Raw genomic sequence first — 15,138 nt, 5'->3', positions numbered from 1 at the left:
TTGGGCCCCTCACGCCCCTTTGCAGCATTTTTCGCTGGATTGGTCGGTCGCCGCCGGGGTTGAGTTGGCGGTGCTGCGTTTGGATCTGCTTGATCCACTGATCAGTGGTAATAAATGGTTCAAGCTCTCCCACCACCTACGCGCCGCAGAGGCCAGTGGCTCTAAGGGCGTGATCAGCCTGGGCGGGGCGCACTCCAATCACCTGCATGCCCTGGCCGCCGCTGGTAAGCGCTTTGATTTCCAAACTGTCGGACTTTTGCGCGGTAACCCGCAGCAGACGCAGACTGTGGCTGACCTGCAGGCCTTCGGCATGCACCTGCACTGGCTGGGCTATGCGGGCTATCGCGCCCGGCATGCATCCGATTTCTGGTTGCCCTGGCAGGCACAGTATCCAGGCTTTTATCCGCTGCCAGAGGGCGGTGGCGGGCTACCTGGGGCGCTTGGGTGTATGAGCTTGGTGCAGCAGGTGCGCGAGCAACTACCCAACCTCAGTTGGAACGATTACGACGCCTGGTGGCTGGCGGCAGGTACGGGCACCACCCTGGCAGGCCTGCTGATAGGTGAGGCCGGCGCACATCCGGTGCATGCGGCGCTGGCCGTGCCGGCTGACCATGGCGTCGAGCAACAGGTGCAGGCGATTGTTCAGGCTGCCGGTATGCCAGTCGGGCGTTATCAGTTGCATGAGGCCAGTCGTGGCGGATTTGCCAAGGTGGATGCCGAGTTGCTCGGCTTTATGCGGGCGGCGGAAGCGCAAAGCGGCGTGCCGCTGGAGCCGCTGTATACCGCCAAGGCATTAATGGCGTTGCGCCAGCAGGTCGAGGCCGGTTACTTTGCTCGCGGCAGTCGCCTGGTGTTTGTCCACACAGGTGGCTTGCAGGGCCGTGCCGCGGCCATGTTGCAAGCGGCGAAAGCATGCTCGGCCGATTAACCCGGCTACACTGAATTTCACCAGCGGAGCCTGGATATTCCATGAGCGAACCTCTTAACCCCGAGCAGCTACGCAGCCTGACGCCACTCAATGTGCTGTCTGAACAGCAGTGGCGTGAGTTGCGTGCGCAATTGGTGCCGCAACCTTTGCTGGTGGGGCAGTTGTTGTTTCGCCCGGGGGATCAGGCGCGCTTGACCTACTACCTGTTGGCTGGCGAGTTGCTGCTGCAATCGGTCGACGGGCAAGAGCAGCGTTTGCAGGCTGGCAGCGAGGCCAGTTGCCATCCATTGTCGCCGAGCCTGCCACGCCTGCATGAAGCGCGGGCGCTGACCGATGCCAGCGTGTTGGCGCTGGACACTGCGACCCTCAATCGCCTGCTAACCTGGCGTCTGGCCTATCAAGATCTGCTGCTGGAGCTGGGGCAGAGCCACGCCGAAGTCGAGTGGTTGGAGCGCCTGCTGGAAAACCCGCTGTTTGCCAAGGTGCCACCGTCCAACGTGCGCGCCATGCTTGAGCGCTTGCAGCGGATTGAACTGGTCGCAGGCAGTACCGTGCTGCAGGAGGGCGATGTCGGTGACAGTTGCTACTTCCTGAAAAATGGCCGTGCTGAAGTGATTCGTGGCGCCGACAGTGCGCAGCAGGTGTTGGCCGAGCTGGAGATTGGCGCCTGCTTTGGTGAGGAAGCCTTGCTGGCCGACAGTCCGCGTAATGCCACGGTGACCATGCTGGAAGACGGCGTGGTGCTGCGCCTGAATCGCCAGGACTTCTTCGCCTTGCTAAAAGCCCCGGTGGTGGATGAAGTGTCGCTTGGCGAAGCATCGCGTTTGCTGGCTGCAGGGGCGCAATGGCTGGATGTGCGCCTGCAGGAAGAATACGAGCGTGCCCATGCGCTGCAATCACTGAATATGCCGCTGCAACTGCTGCGGCTGAAGGCTCGCCTGCTGGATAAGGCGCGCACCTATCTGTGTTACTGCGACAGCGGCAAGCGCAGCAGCAGTGCGGTGTTTCTGCTTTCGCAGCTTGGCTACCGCGCGTATGCCTTGCGGGATGGGGTGGATGCCTTGCCGGCGATCCAGCGTGATGCGTTGCTGTGCGAGAGTGGTTCGGGCTATCTGGCGCGCTCGGGCGGGCGCACCGAACGCAGTCTCTGAGCTAGTCAGCCGGTTGCGCCGGCCAGTGATCATTGACCAGAAATACCCGCTCGGCCTCCAGCCAGCAGCGCTGCGGGCCTTCAGTCAAGCGTACGAGCAACTGCGCGTTGGCATCCTCCGGTAGCGCGGCGAGCCAGTGATTGAATTGCTCGTGCGACCACACATGCTCTCCCTCGATGCGCGCCGACGCCAACCAGGCGTGTCGGGCTAATGGCTGCCAGCGACCTTGGTTGTCTGTGGTAAAACGTGCCCAGTCAGTGCGATGCAGCCAGCGTCCACGCAGGTGCGCTGGGTTGCCATCCGTTGGCGCGGTATAGGATGGCTGCAGCCAGGGGGAGAATAGATAACCGCCCAGCCAAAGCGCCGCCTGAGGTTGCTGGATATCCAGCTCGGACAGGCGCTGTTGGGCTTCGGCACGTGCTGACAGTGGCAACTGGTGCTGACCCAGATGTGCCAGTTTGATATCTAAGCGGTCGTGGCTACCCGGGCCGAGCCAATGCGCCAGCTCAGTGCCAGTACATTGTGGTTGGCCCAGGTACAGCTTGATGGCCAGCTCCAGGTGATGCACGCCTTCCTCATCGCGCAGCAGCATATCCAGCTCACCCAGGGTGTGACCCTGCAAGCGGATGGGCAAGTTGGCTGCCAGCACCTCGATACCGGGCGCGGCGTGCAGGGCAAACTGCCAGAGTCGTTCGTAGTAAAGGCCCAGGCGGCGTACCGAGCTTTGGCTTAGCCACTGCTGCAGAGTATGGCTGTCGCTATCCAAGCTCAGCAGCCAGTCAGCCAGCGCGTCGGGTTGCTGGCTCCAGTTGCTGGCCTTTAGCGGGTGACGCTGCGGCCAGGGCGAATGTGCCAGCAGTGGCGGCGAAAGCAGCGCCCAGGCCAGGTCACGTACAGCAGGTTGACGCAGCTGCGAGGGCAAATCAGCGAGTGAGGGGAAAGGAATCATGTTTCGAGCATAGCGCTTAGACGCTGTGTGCGATCTGCTTCGTGTCGGTCCTGTGGGGTTAAAAGCGCCCTGCGAGCTCCTCAACAAGCGCTTAACCGCGGTCTTAGCAGGTCAGCGGTTTGCCGCTGCCCTTAGCTTTCGCCCATAATCCGGGGCTCTAGATACACAGCCAGGCGGGAGCACCATGGAGCAATTTCGTAATGTCGGCATTATCGGTCGGCTGGGCAGTACCCAGGTGCTGGACACCATTCGCCGGCTGAAGAAATTTCTGCTCGCCCGTCACCTGCATGTAATCCTCGAAGACACCATCGCCGAAGTGCTGCCGGGCCATGGTCTGCAGACCTCGTCACGGAAGATTCTCGGCGAGGTATGCGATCTGGTGATCGTCGTTGGCGGCGACGGCAGCATGCTCGGCGCCGCCCGCGCTCTGGCGCGGCATAAGGTGCCGGTGTTGGGCGTCAACCGTGGCAGCCTGGGCTTTCTCACCGATATTCGCCCCGATGAGCTGGAAGTGAAGGTGGCCCAGGTGCTCGAAGGGCATTACCTGACCGAGAACCGCTTTCTGCTGGAGGCCGAAGTGCGCCGCAATGGCGAGGCCATCGGCCAGGGCGATGCGCTCAATGATGTGGTGCTGCATCCGGGCAAGTCGACGCGGATGATCGAGTTCGAGCTGTTTATCGATGGCCAGTTCGTCTGTAGCCAGAAGGCCGACGGCCTGATCGTTGCCACGCCGACCGGCTCCACGGCCTATGCGTTGTCTGCCGGCGGGCCGATCATGCACCCCAAGCTGGATGCCATCGTGATCGTGCCGATGTACCCGCATACGCTGTCTAGCCGGCCGATTGTGGTGGATGGCAACAGCGAGCTGAAAATCGTCGTATCCAAAGATCTGCAGCTGTACCCACAAGTCTCTTGTGACGGGCAGAACCACTTCACCTGCGCCCCCGGCGATACGGTCACCGTGGCCAAGCGGCCGCAGAAGCTGCGCCTTATTCACCCGCTGGACCACAACTATTACGAAGTCTGTCGCAACAAGCTGGGCTGGGGTAGCCGGCTCGGCGGGGGGGCTTGATGCACCTCGATCCTGCTCGCGGTTATGACCTGATCGGCGATATCCATGGCTGCGCGAAAACCCTGGAACATCTGCTTAGCAACCTGGGCTATCGCCAGCAGGGCGGTGTGTGGTGTCACCCGCAGCGTATGGCGATCTTTCTCGGTGATCTGGTCGACCGTGGCCCGCGTATCCGTGAGGCACTGCACTTGGTTCGCGATATGGTCGTGGCCGGTCAGGCGCTGTGCATCATGGGTAACCATGAGTTCAATGCGCTGGCCTGGAGCACGCCGGCAGCGCCAGGCAGCGGTAGGCAGTTTGTCCGTGAGCACACGCCACGGCATGCGCGGCTGATCAAGGAAACCCTGGAGCAGTTCGACGCCTACCCGGCGGAGTGGCAGGGATTTCTCGATTGGTTCTACGAGTTACCGCTGTTTATCGATGCTGGGCATTTCCGTGTGGTGCATGCCTGTTGGGACGACAGCCTGATTGAGCCGCTGCGTGCGCAGTTTGCCGATGGCTGCATTGATGAGCATTTTCTCCAGGCAGCAGCCGTGCATGGCAGTTTTGCTAATACCGCGCTGGATCGCCTGTTGCGCGGTACTGACATGCGTCTGCCGCACGGCATGACCCTGACCAGCGATGACGGTTTTACCCGCGCGCACTTTCGCACCAAATTCTGGGAAGAGGATCCGCAAACCTACGGCGATATCGTCTTCCAGCCTGATGCCTTGCCAGAACTGGCGGCGCAGATGCCGCTCAGTGAGATGCAAAAAACCGAATTGCTCAAATACGGTGCCGACCAGCCACTGTTGTTTGTCGGCCATTACTGGCGCAGCGGCAAACCCGCGCCGATTCGCAACAACCTGGCCTGTCTGGATTACAGCGCCGTGCTCAACGGCAAGCTGGTGGCTTATCGGCTGGATCAGGAAGTACGCCTGGATGCCAAAAAGTTCGTCTGGGTTGAAGTCGATAGCCCGGAGGCTCGGCCATGAGCGCAGTAGCGGCAATGCGCTTGCCTGAACAGATTGACTTGAGCGGCTTTATTACGCTGTTGCAGCGCTTACAGGTGCCGCACCGAGTTGCGGAAGAGGCGGGCGAGCAAGTGCTCTGGGTGCCCAGTGAACAACTGGCTGAGCACGTACGCGAACTCTACGGGCGCTACCCGCAGGGCGATGCTGAGGTGTTGCTTGAGCCGCCACAGGCTTCTACGAATAGTGCTCCGGGCTTTGTTCAGCAGCTGAAAGCCAGTCGCATGACCGCTGTTGTCCTGGCGCTGACCTTTATTGCTGCGGCCATCACCTTGCTGGGCGATAACCTGACGACGGTAAGTTGGCTGAGCTTTGTCGACTACCGCGTACAGGGCGATTACATCTATTTCAGTTACCTAAACGACACGCTGGAAAGCGGCCAGTGGTGGCGGCTGTTGACGCCAATGCTGATTCACTTTGGCATTCTCCATCTGGCGATGAATACCTTGTGGTACTGGGAGCTGGGGCGGCGGATCGAAGCGCGCCAGGGAGCCGTGATGTTATTGGGGCTGAGCCTGCTGTTCAGTCTTGCGGCCAATTTCGCCCAGTACCTGCATGCCGGCCCATCGCTATTCGGCGGTCTGTCCGGGGTGTTGTACGGCTTGCTCGGGCATTGCTGGATCTTCCAGCGTCTGGCACCAACTTCCGCCTATCGGCTGCCGCCCGGCGTGTTGGTGATGATGCTGGCCTGGCTACTGATCTGTATGACTGGCATTTTCGAGCTGCTGCAATTCGGCGCAATTGCCAACGCCGCGCATGTCGGCGGCCTGCTGGCCGGTTGCCTGACCGGGCTGGTGGGTGGTGTGTTGGCGCGTCGGCAACGCAGTTAGTTCTTTATCAGGCTGGTAAACTGCCACTTTGCATTTGGAGGCGCCATGTCGTCCTTTCTCGAAGCGATTGAAAACATCACCCCTGAGATCTACCAGAACCTCAAGCTGGCCGTGGAAATCGGTAAATGGCCCGATGGCCGCAAGCTGACTCAGGAGCAGAAGGAGCTGACCCTGCAGGCGCTGATCGCCTGGGAAACCCACAACCTGCCGGAAGAAGAGCGCATCGGTTATATGGGCCCGCAGGAGTGCAGCTCCAAGTCCGAGCCGGTCCCCAATTTGTTATTCAAAACCTCGGATACCCTGCACTGATGAGTGAGTTGGCCCGTGGTGCCCTGAGCAAAATGGCGGCGCAGTTGGATGCGCCAGTGCAGTACAGCTTTCGCCTGGGCGATGAACTACTGCCAGTCAATCCGCTGATTGGCAAAAGCCTGCGTCTGGAGTTTTTGGGCGCGATCCACTGCACCCATTGCGGGCGCAAAACCAAGAGCAGCTTTAGCCAGGGTTACTGCTATCCCTGTATGCAGAAACTGGCGCAGTGCGACATCTGCATCATGAGCCCGGAGCGTTGCCACTATGACGCGGGTACCTGCCGTGAGCCGAGTTGGGGCGAGCAGTTCTGCATGACCGATCATGTGGTCTATCTAGCCAACTCATCCGGGGTGAAAGTCGGTATCACCCGCGCCACGCAGATTCCTACCCGTTGGATCGACCAAGGTGCGACCCAGGCGTTGCCAATTCTGCGCGTCGCCACCCGTCAGCAGTCCGGCTTTGTCGAAGACCTGTTGCGTAGCCAGGTGGCGGATAAAACCAACTGGCGCGCGCTGCTCAAGGGCGATGCTGCGCCGGTTGATCTGCTTGCCGTACGCGAGCAGCTGTTTGCCACGTGCAGCAGTGGGTTGACCGACTTGCAGCAGCGCTTTGGCATCCAGGCCATTCAGCCACTCAGTGATCAGCCGGTGGTGCAGATTGCCTACCCGATTGAGGCTTATCCGGCGAAGATCACCAGCTTCAACCTGGACAAGAATCCGCTGGCCGAGGGCACGCTGCTGGGCATCAAGGGCCAGTACCTGATGTTCGATACCGGCGTGATCAATATCCGCAAGTACACCGCTTACCAGCTGGCCGTTCACGAACTGGCCGCCTGAGTTACTTATTCGCGAACCCGGCGCCCGCGCGCCGCAGACAAAGGGCCACAAGCCATGCGCACCGAACAGCCGAAGATGATCTACCTCAAGGACTACCAGGCCCCGGATTATCTGATTGATGAAACGCACCTGACCTTCGAGTTGTTCGACGACCACACCCTGGTGCATGCGCAACTGGTGATGCGCCGTAATCCGGCTGCCGGTGCCGGTGCCGGTGCCGGTGCCGGTCTGCCGCCGCTGGTGCTGGACGGTCAGCAGCTAGAACTGCTCAGCGTGGCGCTGGACGACCGCGAGCTGAGTGCCGGCGATTACCAACTGAGTGACAGCCATCTGACCTTGCAGCCGACGACGGCCAGCTTTGTGATCGACAGCAGCGTGCGCATCCACCCGGAAAGCAACACCGCGCTGGAAGGGCTGTACAAATCCAGCGGCATGTTCTGCACCCAGTGCGAGGCCGAGGGTTTCCGCAAGATCACCTATTACCTCGACCGCCCGGACGTGATGAGCAAGTTCACCACCACCCTGAGCGCGGCGCAGCATGACTACCCTGTTTTGCTGTCCAACGGGAACCCGATTGCTAGCGGCAGTGAAGAGGGTGGCCGGCACTGGGCGACCTGGGAAGACCCGTTTATGAAACCGGCTTACCTGTTCGCCTTGGTCGCCGGTGACCTCTGGTGTGTGGAAGATAGCTTTACCACTATGAGCAGCCGCGACGTGGCGCTGCGCATTTATGTCGAGCCGGAAAACATCGACAAATGCCAACACGCCATGGACAGCCTGAAGAAATCCATGAAGTGGGACGAAGAGGTCTACGGCCGAGAGTACGATCTCGACATCTTTATGATCGTCGCGGTCAACGATTTCAATATGGGCGCGATGGAAAACAAGGGCCTGAATATCTTCAACTCCAGCTGTGTGCTGGCCAAGGCTGAAACCGCCACCGATGCCGCGCATCAGCGTGTTGAAGCGGTAGTGGCCCATGAGTACTTCCACAACTGGTCGGGCAACCGCGTGACCTGCCGTGACTGGTTCCAGCTGTCGCTCAAGGAAGGTTTTACCGTATTCCGCGATGCCGAGTTCAGTGCCGATATGCACTCGCGCACGGTCAAGCGCATCGAGGACGTAGCCTACCTGCGTACCCACCAGTTCGCTGAAGATGCTGGCCCGATGGCCCATCCAGTGCGCCCGGATGCCTTTATGGAAATCTCCAACTTCTACACCCTGACGGTCTATGAGAAAGGCTCGGAAGTGGTGCGCATGATTCGCACCCTGGTCGGCGCCGACGGTTTCCGTAAAGGCAGCGATTTGTACTTCGAGCGACATGATGGTCAGGCCGTGACCTGTGATGACTTTATCCGCGCGATGGAAGAGGCCAATGGCATCGACCTGAGTCAGTTCAAGCGCTGGTACAGCCAGGCAGGTACGCCACGCCTGGAAGTCAGTGAAAGCTACGACGCGGCGGCCAACAGTTATCGCCTGCACTTTCGCCAGAGCTGCCCGGCCACACCAGGGCAGGCGGAAAAGCAGCCGTTTGTCATCCCGGTCGAGCTGGCCTTGCTCGATGCCCAGGGCCGTGAGTTGCCGCTGCAATTGGTCGGTGAAGATACGGCAGGTGAGCGTTCCCGTGTGCTGCAGATAACTGAAGCGGAGCAGGCGTTCACCTTTGTCAATCTGGCGGAAAAACCAATGCCTTCCTTGCTGCGTGGCTTTTCTGCGCCAATCAAGCTGAGCTTCCCCTACAGCCGTGATCAGTTGATGTTCCTAATGCAGCACGACAGCGATGGCTTCAACCGCTGGGAAGCTGGGCAGCAACTCTCGGTGCAGGTGCTGCAGGAGTTGATTGGCCAGCATCAGCGTGGCGAGCCGTTGGCGCTCGATCAGCGCCTGGTCGAGGCCTGTCGCACTCTGCTGGCGGATGAGTCGCTGGATCAGGCCATGGTTGCCGAAATGCTCTCGCTGCCAGGTGAGGCTTATCTGGCGGAAATCAGTGAAGTGGCCGATGTCGAAGCCATCCACGCCGCCCGTGAGTTCGCCCGTAAGCAACTGTCGGATGCGCTGTTTGATCTGCTGTGGCAGCGCTACCAGCGTAACTGCGAAGTTTCTCGCTCCAGCGCCTATGTGGCGGAGGCCGAGCACTTCGCCCGACGCAGCCTGCAGAACATCGCATTGTCCTATTTGATGCTCAGCGGCAAGGCCGAAGTACTAGCGGCCTGCCTGGAGCAGTTCGAGAACGCTGACAACATGACCGAGCGCCTGACCGCATTGGCGGTGCTGGTCAATTCACCGTTCGATGCCGAGAAGGCCACTGCACTGGCCAGCTTTGCCGATTTTTTCAAGGGCAATCCGCTGGTGATGGATCAGTGGTTCAGCGTGCAAGCCGCTTGCGCCTTGCCTGGTGCGCTGCAGCGTGTTGAGAAGCTGATGCAGCATCCGGCGTTTACCTTGAAGAACCCGAATAAGGTTCGTTCCCTGATCGGTGCGTTTGCCGGACAGAACCTGCTGGGTTTCCACCAGGCTGATGGCAGTGGCTACCGCTTCCTGGCAGATCAAATCATTACCTTGAATGCCCTTAATCCGCAGATCGCTTCGCGCTTGCTGGCGCCGCTGACGCGCTGGGCCAAATATGGCAGTGCTCGTCAGGCTCAAATGAAAGCGCAACTGCAGCGCATTCTGGCCTCGGGTGAACTGTCCAGCGATGTCTATGAAGTGGTTAGCAAGAGCTTGGCTGGTTAATTAGTGAGCGGTAACAACCTAGGGTGGCAGCGCCACCCTATATAAAACGCTCAATACATTTGAGTGTTTTTTGATCAGTGCATTAACTCTAAAGACCGATTCTGCCTATCTATGTGCAATGCATAGGGTTACAGGTGCTTCATGCAGTCCTTTTTATCCGTACAAAAGTGTTACCTGATTTAATCGGGTAACACTTTTTGTGTTACCCGATTAACTGTAAGCAGAGTTTGCGCAATATGAGTTGAGCTGCTTGGCTTGACCTTGGCTGATTTGTTTGAAGCATCTAGGCGTGCACAACGCAGCAAGGTGACTGATCGCGCCAGATGGTAGGACAAAATAGGAAAAATCTGTCACTGCATGCGGTTATTTGATTGCTGAATGATCAGTCACAAAGCGGCTTTATGGTTCGAGTGTGCGTTGAAGTGGATTTTTTATACGACCGTTTGAATTGGCACTATGGTTGCAGGGAACTAAATCGATTTGACCTCGTCATGGTGCACGCCAAACAGTGAGGTGCGTGTAAGCGCGTTGGGGGCTTGCCTTCCAATCAACATTTAAGGCCGTCATCAGTACGGCCATAACGTGCCCCAGCGGTTGGGGTACAAAAAAGATGATCTGTCCACGGAGTAATGTTTCGATGGAAATTAAGTCCCGTAAGCCCGTATTGCGTTTCGCACCTGCCAAGGCAGGTTTTGCTTTTGTCGGTCTTCTTCCTTTGCTGGTAGCGGCTCATGCCCAGGCAGTGGAATTCAGCTTCGCCGACGATGAAATCAGCGGCTCCATCGATACCACCGTGTCCTACGGTCAACTCTGGCGCGTACAGGGGCAGGACAAGACCAATAACGATATCAATACCAACGACGGTAACCGTAATTTCGATACTGGCCTGGTTTCCGAAGTGTTTAAAATCACCACTGATATGGAAGCGCGTTATCAGAACTATGGTGTTTTTGTACGCGGCACGGCGTTCTATGACACCCAGATCATGGACAAGCGCAATGACTACATGACCCAGAACAACCCTTCTCAACCTAGCCAGAATACGCCGAACGACTCGAGTTTTACCTATGATACTCGTCACAAAGCCGGCCGAGGCGCTCAAATTCTCGATGCCTATGTTTATGGCAATTGGGATGTGGCTGACATGCCAGTTACCGCACGTTTCGGTAAGCAAGTTTTTAATTGGGGCGAAGGTTTGTTCTACCGCGGTGGCATCAATACGACTAACCCGGTGGATGCTGCTAAGTTCCGGCTTCCAGGTGCTGAGCTGAAAGAAGTACTGGTTCCGGTTGAAGCCCTGAGTTTCAACGTAGGCCTGACTGATAATCTTTCGATGGAGGCCTTCTACCAATTTAACTGGAAAGAGTCGGCTATCGATCCGGTTGGTACCTACTTCTCAGAAACTGACTTGTTTGCTGATGGTGGTAATACCGCATACTCAACGCAAACTGCGCTCATCGCTGCGGGCGGCCTTTATCCTGGCTTGAGTGCTGCTAATACTGGCGGGCTGGCGGGCGGTCGTAACGTTGATTCCAATGGGAACATCCAAGTAGCGAAGATTGGCTCCGACATTAATGCAAAGAATGATGGCCAATACGGTATCAACTTTAAATACATTGCTGAAGAGCTGAACTCCACGGAGTTTGGGGCTTACTTTGTAAACTATCATTCAAAAGAGCCTACAATTTCTGCAGATCTTGGTGATTATCAAGGTCTGAATCTCGGGCAGATCGCAGCTGGTGCGTGTGTGGCTGCGCTAGGGGCTAACCCTGCTTGTGCGAATCCAGCATTTTTGGCTGCCAACTTCGCTACTGCTGCTGGCGGCCTTGCTACCCTCGACGTGGCCAATCAAGTAAACGCACGGCGTGAGTATGCTGAAGATATCCGTATGTACGGCTTCAGCTTCAATACGACCGTTGGAAATGCTTCGGTGTTTGGTGAGTTGGCTTACCGGCCTAATTTGCCGATTGGTGTTGCGACAACCAATGATCTGTTGGGTGATCTGTTGGGGCAGGCAGCCCCGCTTGCTAGCGGCAGCGCTGTGAATATCGGTGGTAAGCAGGTTCGTCTCGGAGATGTAGTTCATAACGTGGAGCGTGTTGAAGCCTATAACACCTCGCTGGGAACCATATATAATTTCGGTCCTACAGCAGGATTCGACTCATTATTCGGCGTTTTTGAGCTTGGATCCGAACATCTGCGCGGCTCCGACTTGAAGTACAAAACTAAAGACGGTGTCACTCGTTACTATTCGGGTCGTGGAAATAACTCCTATGTTGGTGGCGGTGATCGTGATGATCAGGTTAATAAGAACGCCTACGGTTACACATTGGTTTTGAGTGGTACTTGGAACGATGTCTATGCGGGGGTGAACGTTTCACCGTACGCTGTATACAAGGATGACTTTGAAGGTAACTCTTACCAGACCGGTAACTTCATCGAAGGCCGCAAGGCTTATACCCTTGGCGTGAAAGCTAGCTACCTAAACAGCCTAGAAGCTGAACTAGCGTATACCGAGTTCTTTGGTGCTGGCCAAAATAACGGCAGCCGCGACCGCGACAATATCGGCCTGAACGTCAAGTATTCCTTCTAAACATAACTAGAAAATATCGAGTGCCTGCGGGCGCTCGGTTGATGACTTATTTCACGGAGAATCAAGATGCTGAAAAAGCACACGCTGATTGGTGCTGCCATTGTGCTGGCACTGTCCGCTGGCAGCGCGTTTGCTGCAGTCTCGCCTGCTGAGGCGGCGAAGTTGGGCGCAAGCCTCACCCCGTTTGGTGCCGAGAAAGCCGGTAACGCAGCAGGCACCATCCCTGAGTGGACCGGTGGTATCACCAAGGCTCCGGCGGCTTACAAGACGCCAGGCCAGCATCACGTCGATCCTTTTGCTGATGACAAGCCACTGTTCACCATCACCAAAGCCAACCTGGATCAGTACAAAGACAACCTGACCCCAGGTCAGATTGCGATGTTCAACACTTACCCGAACAGCTACCAGATGCCGGTCTACCAGACCCGCCGCTCTGGTTCTGCGCCGCAGTGGGTGTATGACAACACCATCAAGAACGCCACCACTGCCAAGCTGCTCGATGGCGGTAACGGTTTCTCCGACGCTTACGGCGGTATCCCGTTCCCGATTCCGCAAAATGGTGTAGAAGCGCTGTGGAACCACATCGCACGCTACCGCGGTACCTACATCGTGCGTCGCGCTTCGGAAGTGGCTGTGCAGCGTAATGGCAGCTACTCCCTGGTGACCTCGCAGCAGGAAGCTTTGTTCAAGTTCTACAACCCGAAAGGGACTGCAGCTGACCTGAACAACATCATGTTCTACTACCTCTCCTTCACCAAGAGCCCGGCGCGTCTGGCCGGTGGTGCGGTACTGGTGCACGAGACGCTGGATCAGGTAAAAGAGCCGCGTCAGGCCTGGGGCTACAACGCTGGCCAGCGCCGCGTTCGTCGTGCGCCGAACCTGGCCTATGACACCCCGATCGCTGCCGCTGACGGCCTGCGTACTGCAGACGACACCGACATGATCAACGGTTCGCCAGATCGTTATGACTGGAAGCTGATCGGCAAGAAGGAAATCTACATTCCTTACAACAGCTACAAGGTCACCAGCCCTGAAGTGAAGTACAAGGACCTGCTGCAAGTCGGTCACTTGAACCCAGCCTTTACACGTAATGAGTTGCACCGTGTATGGGTTGTCGAGGGCACGCTGAAGTCGGGCTCGCGTCACATCTACTCCAAGCGCACCCTGTTCCTCGATGAGGACAGCTGGCAAGCAGCAGTGGTTGATCAGTACGACGGTCGTGGCGAGCTGTGGCGCGTTTCGATTGCCTACCTGAAAAACTACTACGACCTGCCGACCACTTGGTCTGCGCTGGATAGCTTCCATGATCTGCAGGCCCGTCGTTACCACGTGCAGAACCTGGATAACGAAGAGCCAAGCACCATCGACTTCAGCCAGGCTGTGCCGGATGACGGGTACTTCAAACCTGCTGCACTGCGTCGCCGCGGTACGCGTTAATCCGCGTGTAGGTTGAGCAAAAGGCCGCTACTGTTGTAGCGGCCTTTTGCTATTTGTCAGTCCAACAGGGCATGGTAGACGGCCGGGTTTAACAAAACATAACGTCGCGCCGATTGTCAGGCCTTTTGAAAGCTCAGTAGGATAGGCGTACTGCTATAAGGGTAGTGCTACCTATAAGAATAAGGGGGAAGGTATATGAGTGAGCCCGTCATGCGGCGCACCCAGGCCGGTCGTGTTGTGGGGTTTTCCCGCGCACCGGCGCTCCGCGTCCACTCACCGATAGCCAAAGCGCTGTCGCTGTGCAGTGTGCTATCCGTGCTGATGTTTACCAGTGCGCCACTGCAGGCTGCCAGCGATGACACCAGTCATTACTCGGTAACCTCTGCCAAAGCTCATCACAGTCTTTTGCTGGATGTCGCCAGCCTGGGTAAGCGCCTGGTCACCGTCGGTGATCGTGGGCATATCCTCTATTCCGATGATAACGGCGCAAACTGGGTTCAGGCCAAGGTGCCGACCAAGCAGATGCTCACTGCCGTGTTCTTTGTCGACGATAGCCATGGCTGGGCTGTCGGCCATGATGCGCAGATTCTTGCCAGCACCGATGGCGGCGCTACCTGGGTCAAGCAGTTCGAAGACCTTGAGCGTGAAGCGCCACTGCTGGATGTCTGGTTCAAGGATCGCAACAACGGTTATGCCGTAGGTGCTTACGGCGCCTTGTTGGAAACCACCGATGGTGGCACCAACTGGGAAGATGTCGGCGACCGCATGGACAACGAAGACGCCTACCACCTCAACGCCATTGTCGAAGTCAAAGACTCTGGCCTGTTTGTTGTCGGCGAGCAGGGCGCGATGTTCCGCTCTCCGGACTGGGGGCAGACCTGGGAAACCCTGGAAGGCCCTTACGAGGGTTCGCTGTTTGGTGCTTTGGGCACTGATGAAGCCGGTGCGTTGCTGGTCTATGGCCTGCGTGGGCATCTGTTCCGTTCGGCAGACTTCGGTACAACCTGGCAGGCGATCAGCCTGAATACCGCTAACAATGGCCCTCTGGAATTTGGTCTGGCTGACGGTAATCGCCTGGCCGACGGCTCCATTGTGGTGGTTGGGCATGGCGGCACCGTACTCAAGAGCACCGACAACGGCCGCACTTTCAATGTGACCAATCGTGCCGACCGGCTTTCGCTGGCAGGCGTTGCAGCAATGGAAAACGGCAATCTGATTCTGGTAGGGCAGGGTGGCGTTCATGCCGCTACGCCTACTGGCGCCGATCTGGGCCAACAACAATAAGCCGGG

The 15,138-nt window shown here is 57.8% G+C and carries 12 protein-coding genes; 11 read left to right on the top strand and 1 reads right to left on the bottom strand.

Translation table 11 applies throughout. The annotated features are described in order from the left end of the window. Window positions 1-19 precede the first annotated feature (19 nt). Together ACIGEK_RS13820 and ACIGEK_RS13815 are read left to right on the top strand one after the other, a co-directional pair. Window positions 20-928, top strand: coding sequence for a 1-aminocyclopropane-1-carboxylate deaminase/D-cysteine desulfhydrase (locus ACIGEK_RS13820; RefSeq protein ID WP_397493849.1), 909 nt, complete (start codon window positions 20-22; stop codon window positions 926-928). A gap of 41 nt (window positions 929-969) precedes the next feature. After that, window positions 970-2,079, top strand: a complete 1,110-nt coding sequence (locus tag ACIGEK_RS13815) for a cyclic nucleotide-binding domain-containing protein (protein ID WP_397493848.1) — start codon at window positions 970-972, stop codon at window positions 2,077-2,079. A gap of 1 nt (window position 2,080) precedes the next feature. Here ACIGEK_RS13815 and ACIGEK_RS13810 read toward each other — a convergent pair whose 3' ends face one another. Next, a complete protein-coding gene (locus ACIGEK_RS13810) occupies window positions 2,081-3,028 on the bottom strand; it encodes a DUF1853 family protein (RefSeq protein ID WP_397493847.1) in 948 nt (315 codons plus the stop codon). Between the two features lie 184 nt (window positions 3,029-3,212). Here ACIGEK_RS13810 and ACIGEK_RS13805 point away from each other — a divergent pair, with 184 nt between their 5' ends. From ACIGEK_RS13805 to ACIGEK_RS13765, 9 genes are all read left to right on the top strand, one after another. Further along, window positions 3,213-4,100: an NAD(+) kinase gene (locus ACIGEK_RS13805; protein ID WP_397493846.1), complete on the top strand. Its 888-nt coding sequence runs from the start codon at window positions 3,213-3,215 to the stop codon at window positions 4,098-4,100. After that, window positions 4,100-5,074 carry a metallophosphoesterase gene (locus ACIGEK_RS13800; protein ID WP_397493845.1) on the top strand — a complete coding sequence of 325 codons (975 nt, stop codon included), beginning with the start codon at window positions 4,100-4,102 and terminating at the stop codon, window positions 5,072-5,074. Before ACIGEK_RS13805 ends, ACIGEK_RS13800 begins: the two co-directional genes overlap by 1 nt. Next, window positions 5,071-5,940: a rhomboid family intramembrane serine protease gene (locus ACIGEK_RS13795; RefSeq protein WP_397493844.1), complete on the top strand. Its 870-nt coding sequence runs from the start codon at window positions 5,071-5,073 to the stop codon at window positions 5,938-5,940. Before ACIGEK_RS13800 ends, ACIGEK_RS13795 begins: the two co-directional genes overlap by 4 nt. Window positions 5,941-5,985: 45 nt before the next feature. After that, on the top strand, window positions 5,986-6,249 hold the full coding sequence (locus ACIGEK_RS13790) for a YeaC family protein (protein WP_397493843.1): 264 nt from the start codon (window positions 5,986-5,988) through the stop codon (window positions 6,247-6,249). Continuing rightward, a complete protein-coding gene (locus ACIGEK_RS13785) occupies window positions 6,249-7,085 on the top strand; it encodes a DUF2797 domain-containing protein (protein ID WP_397493842.1) in 837 nt (278 codons plus the stop codon). Before ACIGEK_RS13790 ends, ACIGEK_RS13785 begins: the two co-directional genes overlap by 1 nt. Before the next feature lie 54 nt (window positions 7,086-7,139). Continuing rightward, a complete protein-coding gene (pepN, locus tag ACIGEK_RS13780; RefSeq protein WP_397493841.1) occupies window positions 7,140-9,818 on the top strand; it encodes an aminopeptidase N in 2,679 nt (892 codons plus the stop codon). A gap of 637 nt (window positions 9,819-10,455) precedes the next feature. Beyond that, window positions 10,456-12,411 (top strand): DUF1302 domain-containing protein, encoded by a 1,956-nt coding sequence (locus ACIGEK_RS13775; RefSeq protein ID WP_397493840.1) that lies wholly within the window; start codon window positions 10,456-10,458, stop codon window positions 12,409-12,411. 66 nt (window positions 12,412-12,477) lie between these two features. Then, on the top strand, window positions 12,478-13,848 hold the full coding sequence (locus ACIGEK_RS13770) for a DUF1329 domain-containing protein (protein WP_397493839.1): 1,371 nt from the start codon (window positions 12,478-12,480) through the stop codon (window positions 13,846-13,848). Window positions 13,849-14,043: 195 nt separating this feature from the next. Beyond that, window positions 14,044-15,132, top strand: a complete 1,089-nt coding sequence (locus ACIGEK_RS13765) for a WD40/YVTN/BNR-like repeat-containing protein (protein WP_397493838.1) — start codon at window positions 14,044-14,046, stop codon at window positions 15,130-15,132. The last annotated feature ends 6 nt before the right edge of the window (window positions 15,133-15,138 follow it).

Origin of the sequence: Pseudomonas sp. NPDC079086 (assembly GCF_044542155.1) — a bacterium.
Classification (GTDB): Bacteria; Pseudomonadota; Gammaproteobacteria; order Pseudomonadales; family Pseudomonadaceae; genus Aquipseudomonas.
The sequence above is the reverse complement of the archived record's forward strand: the minus strand, read 5'-3'. Positions and strand labels throughout refer to the sequence as shown.

Coding starts and splice junctions, on each gene's coding strand:
- ACIGEK_RS13785 (WP_397493842.1), top strand. CDS start 6,249: ATGAGTGAGTTGGCCCGTGGTGCCCTGAGCAAAATGGCGGCGCAGTTG.
- pepN (WP_397493841.1), top strand. CDS start 7,140: ATGCGCACCGAACAGCCGAAGATGATCTACCTCAAGGACTACCAGGCC.
- ACIGEK_RS13765 (WP_397493838.1), top strand. CDS start 14,044: ATGAGTGAGCCCGTCATGCGGCGCACCCAGGCCGGTCGTGTTGTGGGG.
- ACIGEK_RS13775 (WP_397493840.1), top strand. CDS start 10,456: ATGGAAATTAAGTCCCGTAAGCCCGTATTGCGTTTCGCACCTGCCAAG.
- ACIGEK_RS13805 (WP_397493846.1), top strand. CDS start 3,213: ATGGAGCAATTTCGTAATGTCGGCATTATCGGTCGGCTGGGCAGTACC.
- ACIGEK_RS13815 (WP_397493848.1), top strand. CDS start 970: ATGAGCGAACCTCTTAACCCCGAGCAGCTACGCAGCCTGACGCCACTC.
- ACIGEK_RS13810 (WP_397493847.1), bottom strand. CDS start 3,028: ATGATTCCTTTCCCCTCACTCGCTGATTTGCCCTCGCAGCTGCGTCAA.
- ACIGEK_RS13795 (WP_397493844.1), top strand. CDS start 5,071: ATGAGCGCAGTAGCGGCAATGCGCTTGCCTGAACAGATTGACTTGAGC.
- ACIGEK_RS13800 (WP_397493845.1), top strand. CDS start 4,100: ATGCACCTCGATCCTGCTCGCGGTTATGACCTGATCGGCGATATCCAT.
- ACIGEK_RS13790 (WP_397493843.1), top strand. CDS start 5,986: ATGTCGTCCTTTCTCGAAGCGATTGAAAACATCACCCCTGAGATCTAC.
- ACIGEK_RS13770 (WP_397493839.1), top strand. CDS start 12,478: ATGCTGAAAAAGCACACGCTGATTGGTGCTGCCATTGTGCTGGCACTG.